General features: G+C 46.4%; 9 protein-coding genes. 5 read left to right on the plus strand and 4 right to left on the minus strand.

Annotated features, from left to right (window positions below):
• Window positions 1–15: 15 nt before the first annotated feature.
• Complete coding sequence (locus RIF36_RS04115) at window positions 16–708, minus strand: hypothetical protein (RefSeq protein WP_350119656.1); 693 nt, start codon at window positions 706–708, stop codon at window positions 16–18.
• A 158-nt stretch (window positions 709–866) separates the two neighbouring features.
• On the opposite strand from RIF36_RS04115, the gene RIF36_RS04120 reads away from it, so the two are divergent.
• On the plus strand, window positions 867–1676 hold the full coding sequence (locus tag RIF36_RS04120; protein WP_350095437.1) for a hypothetical protein: 810 nt from the start codon (window positions 867–869) through the stop codon (window positions 1674–1676).
• A 34-nt stretch (window positions 1677–1710) separates the two neighbouring features.
• Window positions 1711–4806, plus strand: a complete 3096-nt coding sequence (locus RIF36_RS04125) for an ATP-binding cassette domain-containing protein (protein ID WP_350119653.1) — start codon at window positions 1711–1713, stop codon at window positions 4804–4806.
• A 1-nt stretch (window position 4807) separates the two neighbouring features.
• Here the strand turns inward: RIF36_RS04125 and RIF36_RS04130 are convergent, their stop codons facing one another.
• A complete protein-coding gene (locus RIF36_RS04130; protein WP_350119650.1) occupies window positions 4808–5257 on the minus strand; it encodes a 3-oxoacyl-ACP synthase in 450 nt (149 codons plus the stop codon).
• Between the two features lie 122 nt (window positions 5258–5379).
• Between RIF36_RS04130 and RIF36_RS04135 the strand changes: the two genes are divergently transcribed.
• From RIF36_RS04135 to RIF36_RS04145, 3 genes are all read left to right on the plus strand, one after another.
• Complete coding sequence (locus RIF36_RS04135) at window positions 5380–6807, plus strand: redoxin domain-containing protein (RefSeq protein WP_350119647.1); 1428 nt, start codon at window positions 5380–5382, stop codon at window positions 6805–6807.
• Window positions 6808–6867: 60 nt separating this feature from the next.
• On the plus strand, window positions 6868–9057 hold the full coding sequence (locus tag RIF36_RS04140; RefSeq protein WP_350119641.1) for an outer membrane protein assembly factor BamB family protein: 2190 nt from the start codon (window positions 6868–6870) through the stop codon (window positions 9055–9057).
• Window positions 9058–9189: 132 nt separating this feature from the next.
• Window positions 9190–12852 (plus strand): cadherin domain-containing protein, encoded by a 3663-nt coding sequence (locus RIF36_RS04145; protein ID WP_350119638.1) that lies wholly within the window; start codon window positions 9190–9192, stop codon window positions 12850–12852.
• A gap of 58 nt (window positions 12853–12910) precedes the next feature.
• On the opposite strand, the gene RIF36_RS04150 is transcribed toward RIF36_RS04145, so the two are convergent.
• Both RIF36_RS04150 and RIF36_RS04155 read right to left on the minus strand, forming a co-directional pair.
• Entirely contained in the window at window positions 12911–13627 is a 717-nt protein-coding gene (locus RIF36_RS04150) for a LytR/AlgR family response regulator transcription factor (protein ID WP_350119635.1), read from the minus strand.
• Window positions 13624–14757, minus strand: coding sequence for a sensor histidine kinase (locus RIF36_RS04155; protein ID WP_350119632.1), 1134 nt, complete (start codon window positions 14755–14757; stop codon window positions 13624–13626). The genes RIF36_RS04150 and RIF36_RS04155 overlap by 4 nt, the downstream gene beginning before the upstream one ends.
• Window positions 14758–14765: the final 8 nt, after the last annotated feature.

Raw genomic sequence — 14765 nt, forward strand, 5'->3', positions numbered from 1 at the left:
TGTGGATCGACTTGGCTACCCTTGGTATCGTTCGGTTTTTCTGTAGCAAACGGCAAAGATAAGGAGGATTATGAAGCCCAAAAATATAGAGGTGGTAAACCTGTTGACCCAGCTAGAATAATCGACAACAACAAGGGCCAAAAGAATGGCCGGGAGGAAAAGAATGAGTGAGAGCACTTTCGAAAGAGGGCCCTTTTGGATAAGAAGGGTGCCGAGCCATGCAAAGACTAGAGCCAGTAGTCCCCACTTTGCCCAGGTGAATAGAGGCAGGAAATTGGTGTAGGGGCTAAAGCTCATTCCACCATCCAGGTACCCGGAGGTGATGCGGAGCATCATGATGTTTTCTAACAGGTCGCTGGTGAATATCAGAAGGCCTGCCCAGGCCATGCTTTTTACTACAGGTTGGTTGGAGATAGCGCCGAGTTTATAAATAAAAAGCGACAAGAAAGAACTGTAAACGGCCATGAAAACGAAGTCGAAATAATTTACTCTGTCCAGCCCCAAAATTTCTTCTTTGTCCAATACTTCCAGTGTGTTGACCACATCCGCTGACGAATGCACAAACTCGAGGGCTATAATCAGGCTTTTGTAGGGCTGTAGAGCCTTTTCGTTGGGCAGTGAAACACTCCTCATGAGTGCGAGGCAAACGACCAACGGTAAAATAAAAAGCCCAAGACTGCGAAGAGGATAGTTGGGATTATTGATCATTGAATTAATTTAGCGCACTTAAGATTTGAGGAACACAAAGCTGATCTACAATATAAGCCATCTGTGGTTTAGTAGATGTAATTCAAACTAAACATTTAGATTTGTTCAAATAATCCGATAAATTCAAGCCTTCTAGATAAGACCAAAAACTAATAACTATGAAAAACCTGAAATCACTTCTTTTGCTTGCAGTAATTCCGTTCGTTGTTTCCTGTAGCTCAGGCGACAAAAAGGCTGCATCTGCTGAAGAAGCCACTAAGGAAACCGCCGTTGACAAAGTTGAAAAAGAATTTAACTACCCAATTCCTACCTCTTTCGAAGTAACTAAAATGCTTCAGGATGCCCAGGCAGGATTTGTGTTGGGAATAACCAATGATGCTGAAAACGCTGACCAGTATGTTACTGCATATAGCAAGGCAGTGAACCTTGGTGTTTACGGTGCTGACTTGAGCTACGCCAGTACCTATAACCGTCAGCAAGAGACAATGGATTTCCTCAATGCTTCAAGAAAGCTGATCCAAAGCCTCAATATCTCTTCTGGCTTTAGCATGGACATGGCTCGTCGTGTGGAAAACAATCTTCAGAACAAGGACTCACTGATCAATATTATCACTGAGGCTTTCTACGACACCTATACTTTCCTTAACCGCAGTTCACAAGAGAGAACTTCGCTGCTAGTGCTTGCTGGTAGTGTGGTGGAGGGGTTGTACATCTCATCAAACCTGGTTATCAGCAGCGGCTATGACCAAAAGCTGTTGGACGTTATTGGCGGCCAAAAGTCACAAGTGTCAAAGCTGGTTGACCTACTTGGCGAATTTTCTGACGACGAGAATGTTCAGAAGGTACTTCCTGCTCTTCAGGGAATCAAGGACGCATACAGCAAGGTGGGTGATAAGCTAACTGCTGAGCAATTTGATGACTTGCAGGTAGCCATCGAATCAATCCGTACGCAGATCGTTACACCATAATTTAATTGCTTGAGTTAGTTCCTATTCCCCGGCTATGACCGAGTCGATTGTAAATGCTTTAATGCATCTGTTCGCCATCATTGAGAGTGTCAAAGAGGACGATCAGTTTGACTCGGTTCAATTAGTGATTAAGCCTTATCTTAACAGGAGCCTAAACAATGAGGAGCTAACTCAAGCATATCTTGATCTCTACAATAATTACCTCTCTTTTCACCGAAGTCAGCCTCGCTCAGGCGATGAAGAGGCGCTGCTTGCCACCGATGTAGAGAGTATTCTTCAGGTTACCAAAATTTGTAACCAGCTCAATCAGGAGCTTCTTCAGCACGAACGCATCATTGTATTTCTCCAGCTTCTGGAGCTCATTTTTGCAGACGGCAAAGTAACCGACCGGGAGGAGCAGTTTGTTATGCTGGTTGGTATGAATTTCAGCATACCCAGCAAAGAAGTAAATGACATCAAGGCTTTTGTCCTCAACAAAGATGGTAAAGGCATGGACACCCAGCGGGGGCTGGTGATTGACAACCGTGCCACCGAATGGTCGGATGACATAGCCTGGATGATGAAAAAGAAGAAAGTGGCCGGGGCCACTGAGTTTCATCACATGCGGGTGGAAAACATGTTTGGGAAGATACTTGTGCTTCATATTGCCAGCATCAACACCTTCTTTTTCCGATACGACGGCCCCCTCAACCTCTATGTAGAAAGCAACAAAATTGTCAAAAGTAAGTCGTATCAGCTTAAGCCCGGCTCCATAATCAAAGGCAAGACGATCAAGCCGATTTACGAAACTGAAATCACCAAAAAGTTCCTTGAAGACCACAAGAGGGGACACATTGTCCTGACCGGGAGGAACCTTACCTTCCAATTTAAAAACAGCGACAATGGTATCCATCCCTTCAACTTTTCGGAGGAGTCGGGTACGCTGGTGGGCGTAATGGGTGGCAGTGGGGTAGGAAAGTCGACACTACTGAACCTGCTGAATGGCAAAATTGAGCCGACCGAGGGGAGAGTGACCCTGAACGGCTTCAGCATGGAAAATGCCGCCCGTTATGGAATGATAGGCTTTGTGCCGCAGGACGACCTGCTGTTTGAGGAGCTCACCGTATACCAAAACCTTTTCTTCAATGCGCAGATGTGCTTCAGCGAGTTTAGCAAAGAGCAACTTGAGGAAACCGTTGACAAAGTGCTCCACGAGCTCGACTTGTATGAGATCAGAGACCTTCGGGTTGGCGATCCTTTGAACAAATCTATTTCAGGTGGGCAACGAAAGAGACTGAACATTGCCCTTGAGCTGCTGCGTGAGCCAGCGTTATTATATGTGGATGAGCCAACCTCCGGCCTTTCCTCTATGGACTCTGAAAAGGTGATGTGGCTGCTTAAAGACCTGACCCGCAAAGGAAAGCTTGTTATCGTGATTATTCACCAGCCTTCGTCGGATATTTACAAGCTTTTTGATAAGCTGTGGATGCTGGACAGGGGTGGTTTCCCCATCTACAATGGCAACCCCATTGATGCCGTCGTCTATTTCAAAAGTGAGAGCACTCAGGTAAACGCCACCGAAAGCGAGTGCCCGCATTGTGGCAATGTAATTCCCGAGCAGATTCTTCAGATCGTTGAAACTAAAACCATTGATGACGACGGTCGACCTACATCAGAAAGGAAAATCAAACCCAGCGATTGGTTTCACAAGTACAAAGAGAAGATTGAGCCGTTCGTTCCTCAGTTGCGTCACGACACGTCCATTCCCAAATCGAATTTCAGGCTGCCCAGTTCGCTCAAGCAGTTCTTGATTTACAGCAAGCGCAATGTCCTGTCGAAGGTGGCCAACAGGCAGTATATCCTTATCAACTTGCTGGAGGCTCCTGTGCTGGCGTTTATCCTCGGATATTTTTCTAAGTATTCAAGCGGACTTGAGTATAACCTGGCGGAGAACAAGAACCTGCCGGTGTATCTTTTTATGGCGGTGGTGGTTTCCTTGTTTATTGGGATGTCGGTGAGTGCAGAGGAGATTTTCAAAGACCGAAAGATTATTGAGCGGGAGTCGTTTCTGAACCTTAGTCGTTTCAGCTATATTAATTCCAAGGTGAGCTTTCTATTCACATTGTCGGCTTTTCAAATGCTGACATTTGTGGTCATAGGCAATTTTATCCTGGAAATTCATGGCCTTTCTCTCTACTACTGGCTGCTGCTTTTCTCTACGGCTTGCTTTGCCAACCTTGTGGGGTTGACCATATCGTCCGCTTTCAACTCGGTGATCACCATTTATATTCTGATTCCTTTCATACTGGTGCCGCAGCTGCTACTGGGAGGGGCCATGATCAAGTTCGATGACCTTCACAAATCGCTTACCAACAGGGTCTATGTGCCATTTATCGGAGATGTGATGGCGTCAAGGTGGGCGTATGAGGCCATTGCGGTAGCCCAGTTCAAGGAGAATGCTTATGAGAAGCATTTCTTTGAAGCGGAGAAAAAGATCAGTGCTGCTTCATTCAATATCTCATTTAAAATTCCGGAACTGGAAGTCATCACCAACTCTCTGATGCAGGATGAGAACAAGGAATCGGAAAGCTTTGAGGCCAGACTCGATATCCTCCGAAACGAACTGGACGGGCTGGGGAAAAAGGCAGAGATGCAGCCTTTTACGTTTGCTAATAACCTGACACCGAAGAGTTTTACGCAAAATATCGGGAAAAATGTATTGAGTTACCTTGAATCGCTGACGAGGGCATTCACCGTTAAAATGGAAGATGCCGCCAATGAGCAAGAGGGTATTTACAATGGATTGTCCCGAAAGATCGGAAAGGATGAGATTTTGATTCTTAAAAAATCATCCTTCAACGAGGCACTGTCAGACATCTTATTGAATAGGAATGAAATTAAGGTGCTCTATTATGGAGCCGACCAGCTGATTCAAAAGAAGGATCCGGTACTAATGGAACCCGAGTCTAACCTGGGAAGAGCACATTTTTATGCCCCGGTGAAAATCTTTTTGGGCTACCGAATTGATACCTTCTGGTTCAACCTGATGGTGCTCTGGTGCATGACCGGGCTGCTTTATGTACTCCTGGTTAAAGATTTCTTTGGCAGGGCAATGAAAGGCGTATGGCGCACAAGGCTGCGCAAGGAATAGCCTAGCTTAACTCTTCAATAACATGCATTTGCCCTAAAAAAGTGACCTTGTCACCTTGCTTCTTCCCGAAAAATGCCTGGCCCAGTGGCGAGCCGGGAGAAATCACAAAGTAGTCTTTTCCATTAAGCGATACTTTGCCCAGGCTGGCAGCAAAGTAATAGTGCCCGAGTGATGTTTTGACCATGCTTCCCAACTGGACAGTGCCGGGAGCTTTGGATGGATCAATCGATTTTAGCACCTGCAATAGCTTTTGGGCTTCACCTGCCTGTGTGGCATTTTTTTCTATTTCCTGCTGCATCATGGCTCGCCCGGTTTCGTATTTGTCGCCGGCGCTGCTTTTCGTTTCCGAATTGGCGGCCTCCCTGGCCTCGGCAATAGCACTATTGGCTGTGTCAATTCTTGACTTCACATGGTCAATGCACGTTTGCAAAAGCTGTTGTTTGACTTCCATAGAGCGAAGGAAAAGTATTGATTTCAGATATTTTTTAAGGGAGAACTCAAATGTAAATAGAATTAAACGTTTTTAAACTTTGGATTGCTCATTACCTTTGGTTTGGCGTTTAGTAACTTACTATGAGTAAAATCCTTATAAGATTCACATTCACCGCTCTTATTTTTTTAGGGCTAAGCATAAAAACGTTTGGTCAGGGGTATGATATAAAAATAACTGTGGAAGGTATGCAGGACAGCGTGGCCTATCTGGGCTATGTGTTCGGCGATCAGCGGTTTCTGACTGACACTACCCGGGCAACTGCTCCTGGGGTTTACCGTTTTACCGGAGCGAAGGAGTTGCCTACAGGCATCTACTTTCTTTACACCCCTAATTACTTTCTGGAGCTGATTGTGAAAGAGCAGAAGTTCAGCCTGAAGACGACCAAGGAGGGTGCCTTCCGAACCATGGAAGTGACATCGTCGCTCGAGAATCTTGTGTTCAAAGAGTTTCAAATGGGGATGGTGGAGCTCCAAACCCAGAAGCAGGCCATAAGAAAGAAGCTGGAGCAGGCTTCAACAGCAGCTGACTCTACGGCTATTTTTGAAGAAGACAAGCAGGTAAATGAGAAACTCAATGACTTCAGGCAAAACCTTATTGCCAAGTATCCCGATTCATTTGTTGCCAAGTTTGTACGCTTGATGGCCTTGCCTGACGTGCCTGGCATACCTGAGTATAACGACGTGACCGACGACCTGGAAAGGGGAAGGCTAAAGTACGAGTACTACAAAACGAAGTACTTTGAAAGCATTGATTTCGATGATTCGGGACTGCTCAGAACACCTGTGTTGAAGTCGCCGGTTATTCATTTCCTGGACAAAGTGGTGATTCAGCATCCGGACACCATCAATGTGTATGTCGACAAAATAATGACCAAAGTGCTTGATCAGCCCGATGCGTTCAGGTTTTGGCTGGTGACGCTGTTTAAAAAATACCAGGAGTCCAAAATCATGGGGATGGATGGTGTGATGGTGAACCTGGCAGAAAAGTACTACCTGACAGATAAGGCAGACTGGTTGAGTAAAGAAGACAAAGAGAAATTGGCGGAGGAAGTAGAGTTTGTGAGTCCCAACCTTGTCGGAAAGCAAGCGCCCTCCCTTCAATTGTTGGACACCTTGCTGTCACCCATCAACCTGAGTCAGGTAAAGGCCGAGTTTACCATTCTCTTTTTTTATGACCCAAACTGTGGGCACTGCAAGAAGTCAACGCCAGTGCTTTTGGAAGAATACCATCGCCTGAAAGACAGTGGAGTGGAAGTGATGGGCATCTGCATAGCCACTGATATTGAAGAGTGGCGCCGGTTTGTGTATGAGTATGAGCTCGATTGGATCAATGCCGCTGACCCTTACTACAGAAGCAATATGCGCAGAGACTACAATGTAAGAACCACGCCGCAGGTTTATATCCTCAATAAAAATAAAAAGATCATTGCCAAGAAGCTGGAGGTAGAACAGCTGGCAGGGTTTATTGAGCAATACCGGGCTGTGCAGCGGCCTGCCGGGGAGGATTAAATAGTATTAGTTGTGCTTAGGTTTTTTTTGAGCTAAATTTTTGGCTGAAACCTACTGACAATGACAACTCCCCGTTCCTTTGCAAACTGTTTTGCTTCATGTATTCTCCTTTCCTTTCTTTTTTCATCGTGTGAAAAAGCTTCCGGCGACTACAGTGGCTGGCCCGCCTACGCCGGATCCAAAATGGGTGAAAGGTATTCTTCGAATGATCAAATCAACAAGCAAAATGTAAGTAAGCTACAGGAGGCCTGGCGCTACAGTACGGGAGACAAGGACCCCAAAAACCGGTCGCAAATCCAATGCAATCCAATCGTTGTGGGCGGGGTGCTGTATGGTACTTCAGCAGAGTCAAAGTTATTTGCCCTGGACGCCGCTACAGGTGCAGAAAAGTGGGTTTTTGATCCTTTCAAGGAGACCAGGGAGCAGCTAACCGAGGACAGGTTTTGGTTTGCGGTGAACCGGGGAGTGATGTACTGGGCGGATGAAGCTGGTAGCGATAGCCGAATTTATTACAGCATTGCAGAGAACCTGTATGCCGTCAATACAGAGACGGGTGAGCTGGTGAAAAGCTTTGGGCAAGGTGGGCATATCGACCTTAGAGAGCAGCTTGACACCGACTTGGATATCAGCAAAACGTACGCCTCTGGCACCACACCCGGGGTTATTTTCAACGACCTGATCATTATGGGCATGAGGCTTTCTGAAGGGCCTGATGCCCTGCCCGGGCATATCAGGGCTTTTGATGTCAGAACCGGGGAGCGGAAGTGGATCTTTCATACGATTCCTCATCCTGGCGAAAAAGGCTACGACACCTGGGAAGACCCCGACGCCTGGAAAAAAATAGGCGGAGCGAACGACTGGTCGGGTATGTCGCTCGACGAAGAGCGGGGCATCGTTTTTGTGTCGACAGGTACGGCCAATCCAGATTTTTACGGAGGTTTTCGCAAGGGCGAGAACCTGTTTGCCAACTGCGTTATAGCGCTGGAAGCTGGCACGGGCAAATACATCTGGCATTATCAGGTGGTGCACCATGACTTATGGGACAGGGACCTGGCTACCAATCCTATCCTTACCACTGTCAATCATGAAGGCAAAATGGTGGACGCCGTGGCGCAGATTACCAAGCATGGTTATGTATTTCTTCTGGAAAGGGAAACCGGGGAACCGATCTTTCCGATTGAGGAGGTGCCAGTACCTACCTTTGCGCTTGATGGCGAAGCTCCATGGCCAACGCAGCCTGTCCCCACCTTGCCGGAGCCTTTTGCCAGGCAATCGTTCACTGAAGCTGATGTGTATGGCACCACGCCAGAAGCTCATGCATACCTGCTGGAGAAATTTAAGACAGTAAAATACAGTGAGGCGTTTACGCCTCCGAGCAAAGAGGGATCGTGGATTTTCCCAGGCTATGATGGCGGCGGTGAATGGGGCGGTGCTTCGGTGGATCCCGAGTCGGGCATCTTGTATGTGAATTCGAGCGAAATGCCCTGGGCGTTGCACATGGTGGAGGCTCCCGCCAGCAACACCGGCGGCTCTTCTTTGAAAGGCATTGGCCAGGGTGTGTACAACAAGTATTGCATGTCGTGTCACGGGCCCGAAAGAAAGGGCAACGGGGCTGCTTATCCGTCGCTGGTTGACTTGAACCAACGATACAACAAAGCACAGCTGTCAACTTTGATTTCAACAGGCAAAAATATGATGCCAGCCTTCAAGCAAATTCCTGATGGAGAAATGGAGGCATTGCTGGCATTTGTGCTCGATTTGGAAGACAAAGAGGCCGTGCCTGAAGTAGCTGGCAATGAAATTGAGGGCAGAACACCCGAGATTCCCTACAGGATGACTGGTTACAATCGCTTTATAGACGAAAACGGATACCCTGGCATTACACCACCGTGGGGAACACTGAACGCCGTTGACCTCAATACCGGTAAGCTACTTTGGAAGAAGACCCTCGGCGAGCTGAAAGAATTGACTGAAAAGGGTATTCCGCCGACAGGCACCGAAAACTATGGAGGGCCGGTTTCCACCAAAGGCGGCCTGATATTTATTGCAGCTACCAAGGATGAAAAGATCAGAGCATTCGATAAGGTCACTGGTGAAGTCCTCTGGGAGGCCGACCTGCCAGCGTCGGGCTTTGCTACTCCGGCAGTTTACATGGTGGATGGCAAGCAATACGTTGTGATCGCCTGCGGTGGTGGTAAAATCGGTGCCAGGTCGGGAGATGAATACGTGGCGTTTGCGCTGCCGGAGTAATACCGTAGAGTTTTTTTCTTTTCCATATTTTAATTATTGGTCCGTTGTAGGATAATCCTTAGTAATTTTTGTTGCTATTAGTTATTTGGGTGCTATTTTTATCACAAGTATCCAATCTACGATGGAAATAATATGAAAAATAGATTAGCAATAGCCGCATTTTTGATGAGCCTTGCCTTAACAGCGTTTTCCCAGCCTGTTATTAAACCTGATCAAATATTGACCATTGACGAAAACTCAGATGAAGGAGTTGAGGTTGGGTCAGTGAAGATAACCCACAGTTATATCAATCAAATCACTAGCACCAACCAAACCACTCATCTCCTGAAGACAGACGGATCCCTTTGGTCATGGGGTTACAATTTTGATGGAGTCTCTGGGATTGGGACGAATGTAGAAACACTGATACCTACAAAAGTTGGCACTGAAAATAACTGGCAATCGGTGGATCAGGGCGTAGGTTTTGCGGTCGGGACAAAGACAAACGGAGAAGTATTTGCCTGGGGCGTCGAGTATTATGGAGAAGAAAACACAAATACAGACTATGAGTCTAATACATTTTTTACTGCGGTAAGAGTAACAGAAGACAATGATTGGGTTAGTATGGTTGGGGGATACACCTGTCAGTTTGGAATTAAAGATGACGGATCTTTGTGGTTTTGGGGAAATACTGGCAGAGGAGAATCAGGAATGGGTTTGACCTATTTTAGTAGTAGGATACCAGTTCAATTAGGAACGGACACGGACTGGGAATTTATTGATTCTGAGATTTGGGTAAATTATGCGTTGAGATCTGATGGAACCCTCTGGTCGTGGGGTGCATTTTATGGAGATAATCTAGGGCTTGGTTTAGCGCCTGGTAGTGATGACGTCAATGTTCCAACTCAGGTAGGATCTGACTCAGATTGGAGAATAGTAGCTATCGATGAGTACTTGGGTTATGCCATAAAAGAGGATGGCCGACTATTTAGATTGGGGAATACAGTAACGCAGGTGGGAGTTGACAGTGATTGGGAAGATGTTGAATATTATGATTGGTCCGGTAACGGTGGTAGGGCCATTGCTTTGAAATCAGATGGAACTTTATGGGCCTGGGGTAAAAACGATCAGGGGCAGGTGGGGGATGGCACCACCATTGACAGGGACTTACCTGTGCAGATAGGAACTGACACCGATTGGGTTGCGATCGGAGAGAGTTTTGCTATTAAGGAAGATGGGTCACTTTGGGCTTGGGGGAGAAATGACTATGGAGAGCTTGGCACGGAAACGACTGCTAACCTGACGACGCCGACTTATATCCCGCCGATAGGCATGCAGTTTGAAATCACATCGGGGAATGAAAGTGGTGCATTTTCGATTACCGACCGTGGGGTGATAAAAGTGGCAGATGCGTCCAAATTGGACTTCGAAACCAGTGCTTCCTATGAGCTTACAATTACAGCCACCGACGACAATCAAACCAGTGCTGAAGAATCCGTCACCATTAATGTGAACAATATAAATGATGGGCCGGTGATTGATGCAGACCAGAGTGTCTCGTTAGACGAAAATACGGAGAATGGAGCTGAAGTAATTGCGGTTGCGGCATCGGATCAGGATGGTGACACCCTATTTGAAAATTGGACGATCACCAGTGGCAACGATTCGGAAGCATTTGCTATTGATGCCGAAACGGGCATCATTACTGTCGCTGATCAGGCAAAGCTTAATTTTGAAGAAGTGTCTTCCTTCCTTATTGGGATAACGGTGAGCGATGGGACGACGGTCGGTTTTGAAGGTTTTCTAAACATAACAATTGTAGATAAAAATGAGGCTCCCGTCATTGCCGCCGAACAGGCCGGCACTGTGGATGAGAACAGCCCGGCCGGGACTGAAGTAACCTTGATAACTGCAACAGATGAAGACGCTGGAGCTGTCCTGAGCAATTGGCAGATTTCCAGTGGCAACGAAAATGGAGCGTTTTCTATAGACGCTGCAACCGGACAAATTTCTGTCGCTGATGGTAATCAGCTCGACTTTGAAACTACTCCGACAATGGAAATTGGAGTGACTGTTACCGATGGCACGCTAACAAGCGGCGAGGCAACAGTAGTTATCACTATTCAGGATGTGAACGATCCGCCTGTTATCACTGCGGATCAGGAAGGTATTATTTCGGAAAACAGCACCAATGGCACCGAAGTGATGCAAGTACAGGCTGCCGGGGGAAACGCAAATACCATATTAAAAAGCTGGACTATAAGCCAGGGTAATATTGACGGAGCGTTTGCTGTTAACCCTGAAAGCGGCTTGTTGACTGTGGCCGATGGCACAAAGCTCAACTACGAAGCACGGCCAACTTATGCGCTGGAGCTAACGGTTTCCGATGGAGTCAATGTAAGCGAACCAAGGCTGGTGAGTATTTCGGTGAGCAATGTCAATGAAGCTCCGACAGGTGTATCGTTGTCGACGTCGGCCATTGATGAAAACCTGCCTATTGGTAGCCTTGTGGCAACGCTTGCTACTGCGGACGTTGATGCCGCCGACACTTTTGTGTACGCCTTTGTCGAAGATAGTGAAGCCAACGACAACGCATCTTTTCTAATTGCGTCAAATCAGTTATTGGCGAAAGAGAAATTTGATTTTGAAACCAAGAGCAATTACACCGTCCGTATCAAGTCGACCGATGCCGGTGGCTTGAGTACAGAAGCTCAGCTTGCCATTGCAGTCAATAATATAAATGATGTGACACTGACAACAGCTCTTTCGGAACCATTTTGCGATGAGGATAGTGACGGCGAGATTGATTTGGTAATTTCGGATGCTGCTCCCCCTTTGTCAATTGTATGGTCCAACGGAAGTACTGAAGAGGATCTGGTTGGGCTTTCTGCAGGAAGTTATGATGTAACCGTTACCGACTCAAATGGGCACTCGGCTTCTGCAACGATTGAGCTGGGTACCAAAGCGGTTTATCAACCAACCATTGGACTGGTAACTTCGGATGAGACTGGAATCAGGAACAAAGTTGTTTGGGATGCATCCGAATCCTATAATGTGAGTAAGTTCCTGGTTTATAGAGAAACAAGCATTGCAGGAGAGTATGAACAAATTGGGTTTGTTGAAAGTGCGGGTGCAACCGAGTTTGTTGACAGTGAGTCTGATGCAAGAACGCAATCCTATAAGTATAAAATAGGAGTTCTGGACAATTGCGGCACTGAGGGGAGTCTTGGTGAGTTTCACAAAACGCTGCACCTCACAAGTAGTATTGGCCTTGATAACAGCGTTAACCTTTCGTGGAACCAGTACATAGGAGTTGACTATTCTACTATCAACCTTTATAAAGGAGAGGGAAGTGCTGAAAAAACGCTTTTGACTTCACTGTCTTCTTCAAATAATTCCTTTACTGATTTGGAGGTTGAGCCTGACAAAGTCTATCAGTACGTCCTGGAAATCGTGCTAAACATGCCTATTTCCAATAGAGCAATAGAGCAGGCTAATAGCTCAAGGAACAATACCACCTACACTTCTATAAGATCCAATAACCTGGTAATAAGAGGAGTAGCACTTGGTGTGCGTGATGAAACCCGCAGTCATTTATATCCAAACCCATCAACAGGCGTGATAAACGTTAATACTAACAGAGGTGGTAAAAAGAATCTGGTGATAAGAGACTTAAGCGGCAATACACTACGTACGATCTCTTCAATGGATCAAATGACAGAGCTGGATGTCTCGTTTCTTAAAGAAGGCCTTTACCTGATGCAAATTGATGGCGAGACGTCTGAGTTTATCAGGTTTTTTAAGAGGGATGAGTAAGGCTTAATACTGCGATGATTGACGATGAGTATTTGGCGTTTGCGCTGCCTGAGTAAGGCTAGCCTGGCATAAGGGCTTTGAGCGTAGCTTCCTTGTAGCTGGCACCGATGGGAATACCCTTTTTCTCGATCATCACCATATTGCCCTCGATGACCCGCACCCGGTTAATAGGCACAATGTATGACTTGTGCACCCGCATAAACATGTGGGAGGGGAGTATTTCTTCCAGCTTTTTTAGCGACTCAAGGGCTATGATTCTTTTGCCATCGGCAGTAAAGTAGGATACATACTCTCTCAACCCTTCAATGTAAAGGATGTCGGCCAGTAGCAGCCTGTATATCTTGTGGTCAGCGTGTACTACAATGAAATCCGGTTGATTGGTTGTGCCTGAATTATCCGTTTTATTGTGGAGGATCTTTGTGGCTTTGTTAACGCCGTGCAGGAATCGTTCAATGCTTACAGGCTTCACCAGATAATCGACCACATCAAGTTCATATCCCTCAAGCGCATATTCCGGGTAGGCAGTAGTAAAGATCACCACCGGCTTTTTCTCCAGTGACTTCAGCAACTGGATGCCGGTAAGATCTGGCATTTGGATGTCGAGAAACATAAGATCGACGGAAGTGCTTTGCAGCAGTTCTATTGCCTCCAGTGGGCTTTTGAATGAACCCACAAGCTCCAGGGTCGGGATTTTGGACACATATTCTTTGATGAGCGCCCTGGCCAACTCTTCATCGTCTACTATGATGCATCGAATTTTCGTTGAAGGGCTCATGATATTAATATTTTCATCTCGACAGTAAACCCGGAGGGGGTCTCCTGAGTTTTCAACTCGTGTCTTCCCGGGTAAATAAGCTCAAGCCTTCTTTTTACGTTTGTGATGCCAATACCACCCTCTTTGTCTTTCGATTTCTTGTTTGCCGAAAGGCTGTTTTGGCATTGGAAGGTGAGCAGCCCGGCTTCCACCTTCAGGTCAATGCTGATTCTCCCCTTAGTTGCATCTTCAATATTGCTGTGCTTGAAGGCGTTTTCGACAAACGGAATAAGCAGCATTGGGGCAATGTCAACATCTTCGGACGGATCGTATTCGAACTTTATATTGTCCTTGATGCCATTGTCTTTGAGAATGTAAATGGCGATGTAGTTGTTGATATATGCGACCTCTTTGGATACTGGCACACGGTCTTTGTTTTCACTCTCGTAAATATTGTATTTCAGCATATCTGAAAGCTTCAGCACTACTTCCGGTGTTTTGTCTGACTTTAGTAGTGACAGCGTATAAATATTGTTCATCGCATTGAAAAGAAAGTGTGGGTTGATTTGTGACTTGAGGAATCTCAGCTCAGAATCGAGCTTCTCACTTCTCAGCATCAGGGTTTCTCTTTGCCTTTCGCTGGCAATTTGGGTCACTTTGTAAATGGTGGTTAGCAAAATAACAGTTCCAGTTTGAACGAACATCGGAAACCACATAAACATACCGAAAGCACCAGGCCTGCCTCGTCCTCTCAGGGACCAGGAACCGTCATTCTCAGTATCTGGCATTCGCATGTTTTCATCCGGCGCCGGCCCCCTGAATCCCCTTGCTCCTTCGACAAAGCCGTCGGGCTTGTAGGCATCCAGCAGATTGACCTGATGAAAGAATGTGAGGATGGAAGCGCCAACCATAATGAGAAGGATAATCAACAAGGCGGAAGCAGTTTTTGACTGACTGCCTACATATTTGGGAGTAAGCACGACCATGTTAAAATATGCAAGCGGGATGATGATGCTGAGATTGATCACGCTTTGTATGAGTGCCTTTTCAAATGTGAAAGGGCCGTTGAGCACAAAAAGGTAAAAGGCCAGGAATCCGAGCCAGAAAGCCAAATGAGAGAGATACGATTTTACTGTGGCAGATTTTGGCATTTGCTTGT

This window comes from Imperialibacter sp., from assembly GCF_040222815.1.
Classification (GTDB): Bacteria; Bacteroidota; Bacteroidia; order Cytophagales; family Cyclobacteriaceae; genus Imperialibacter.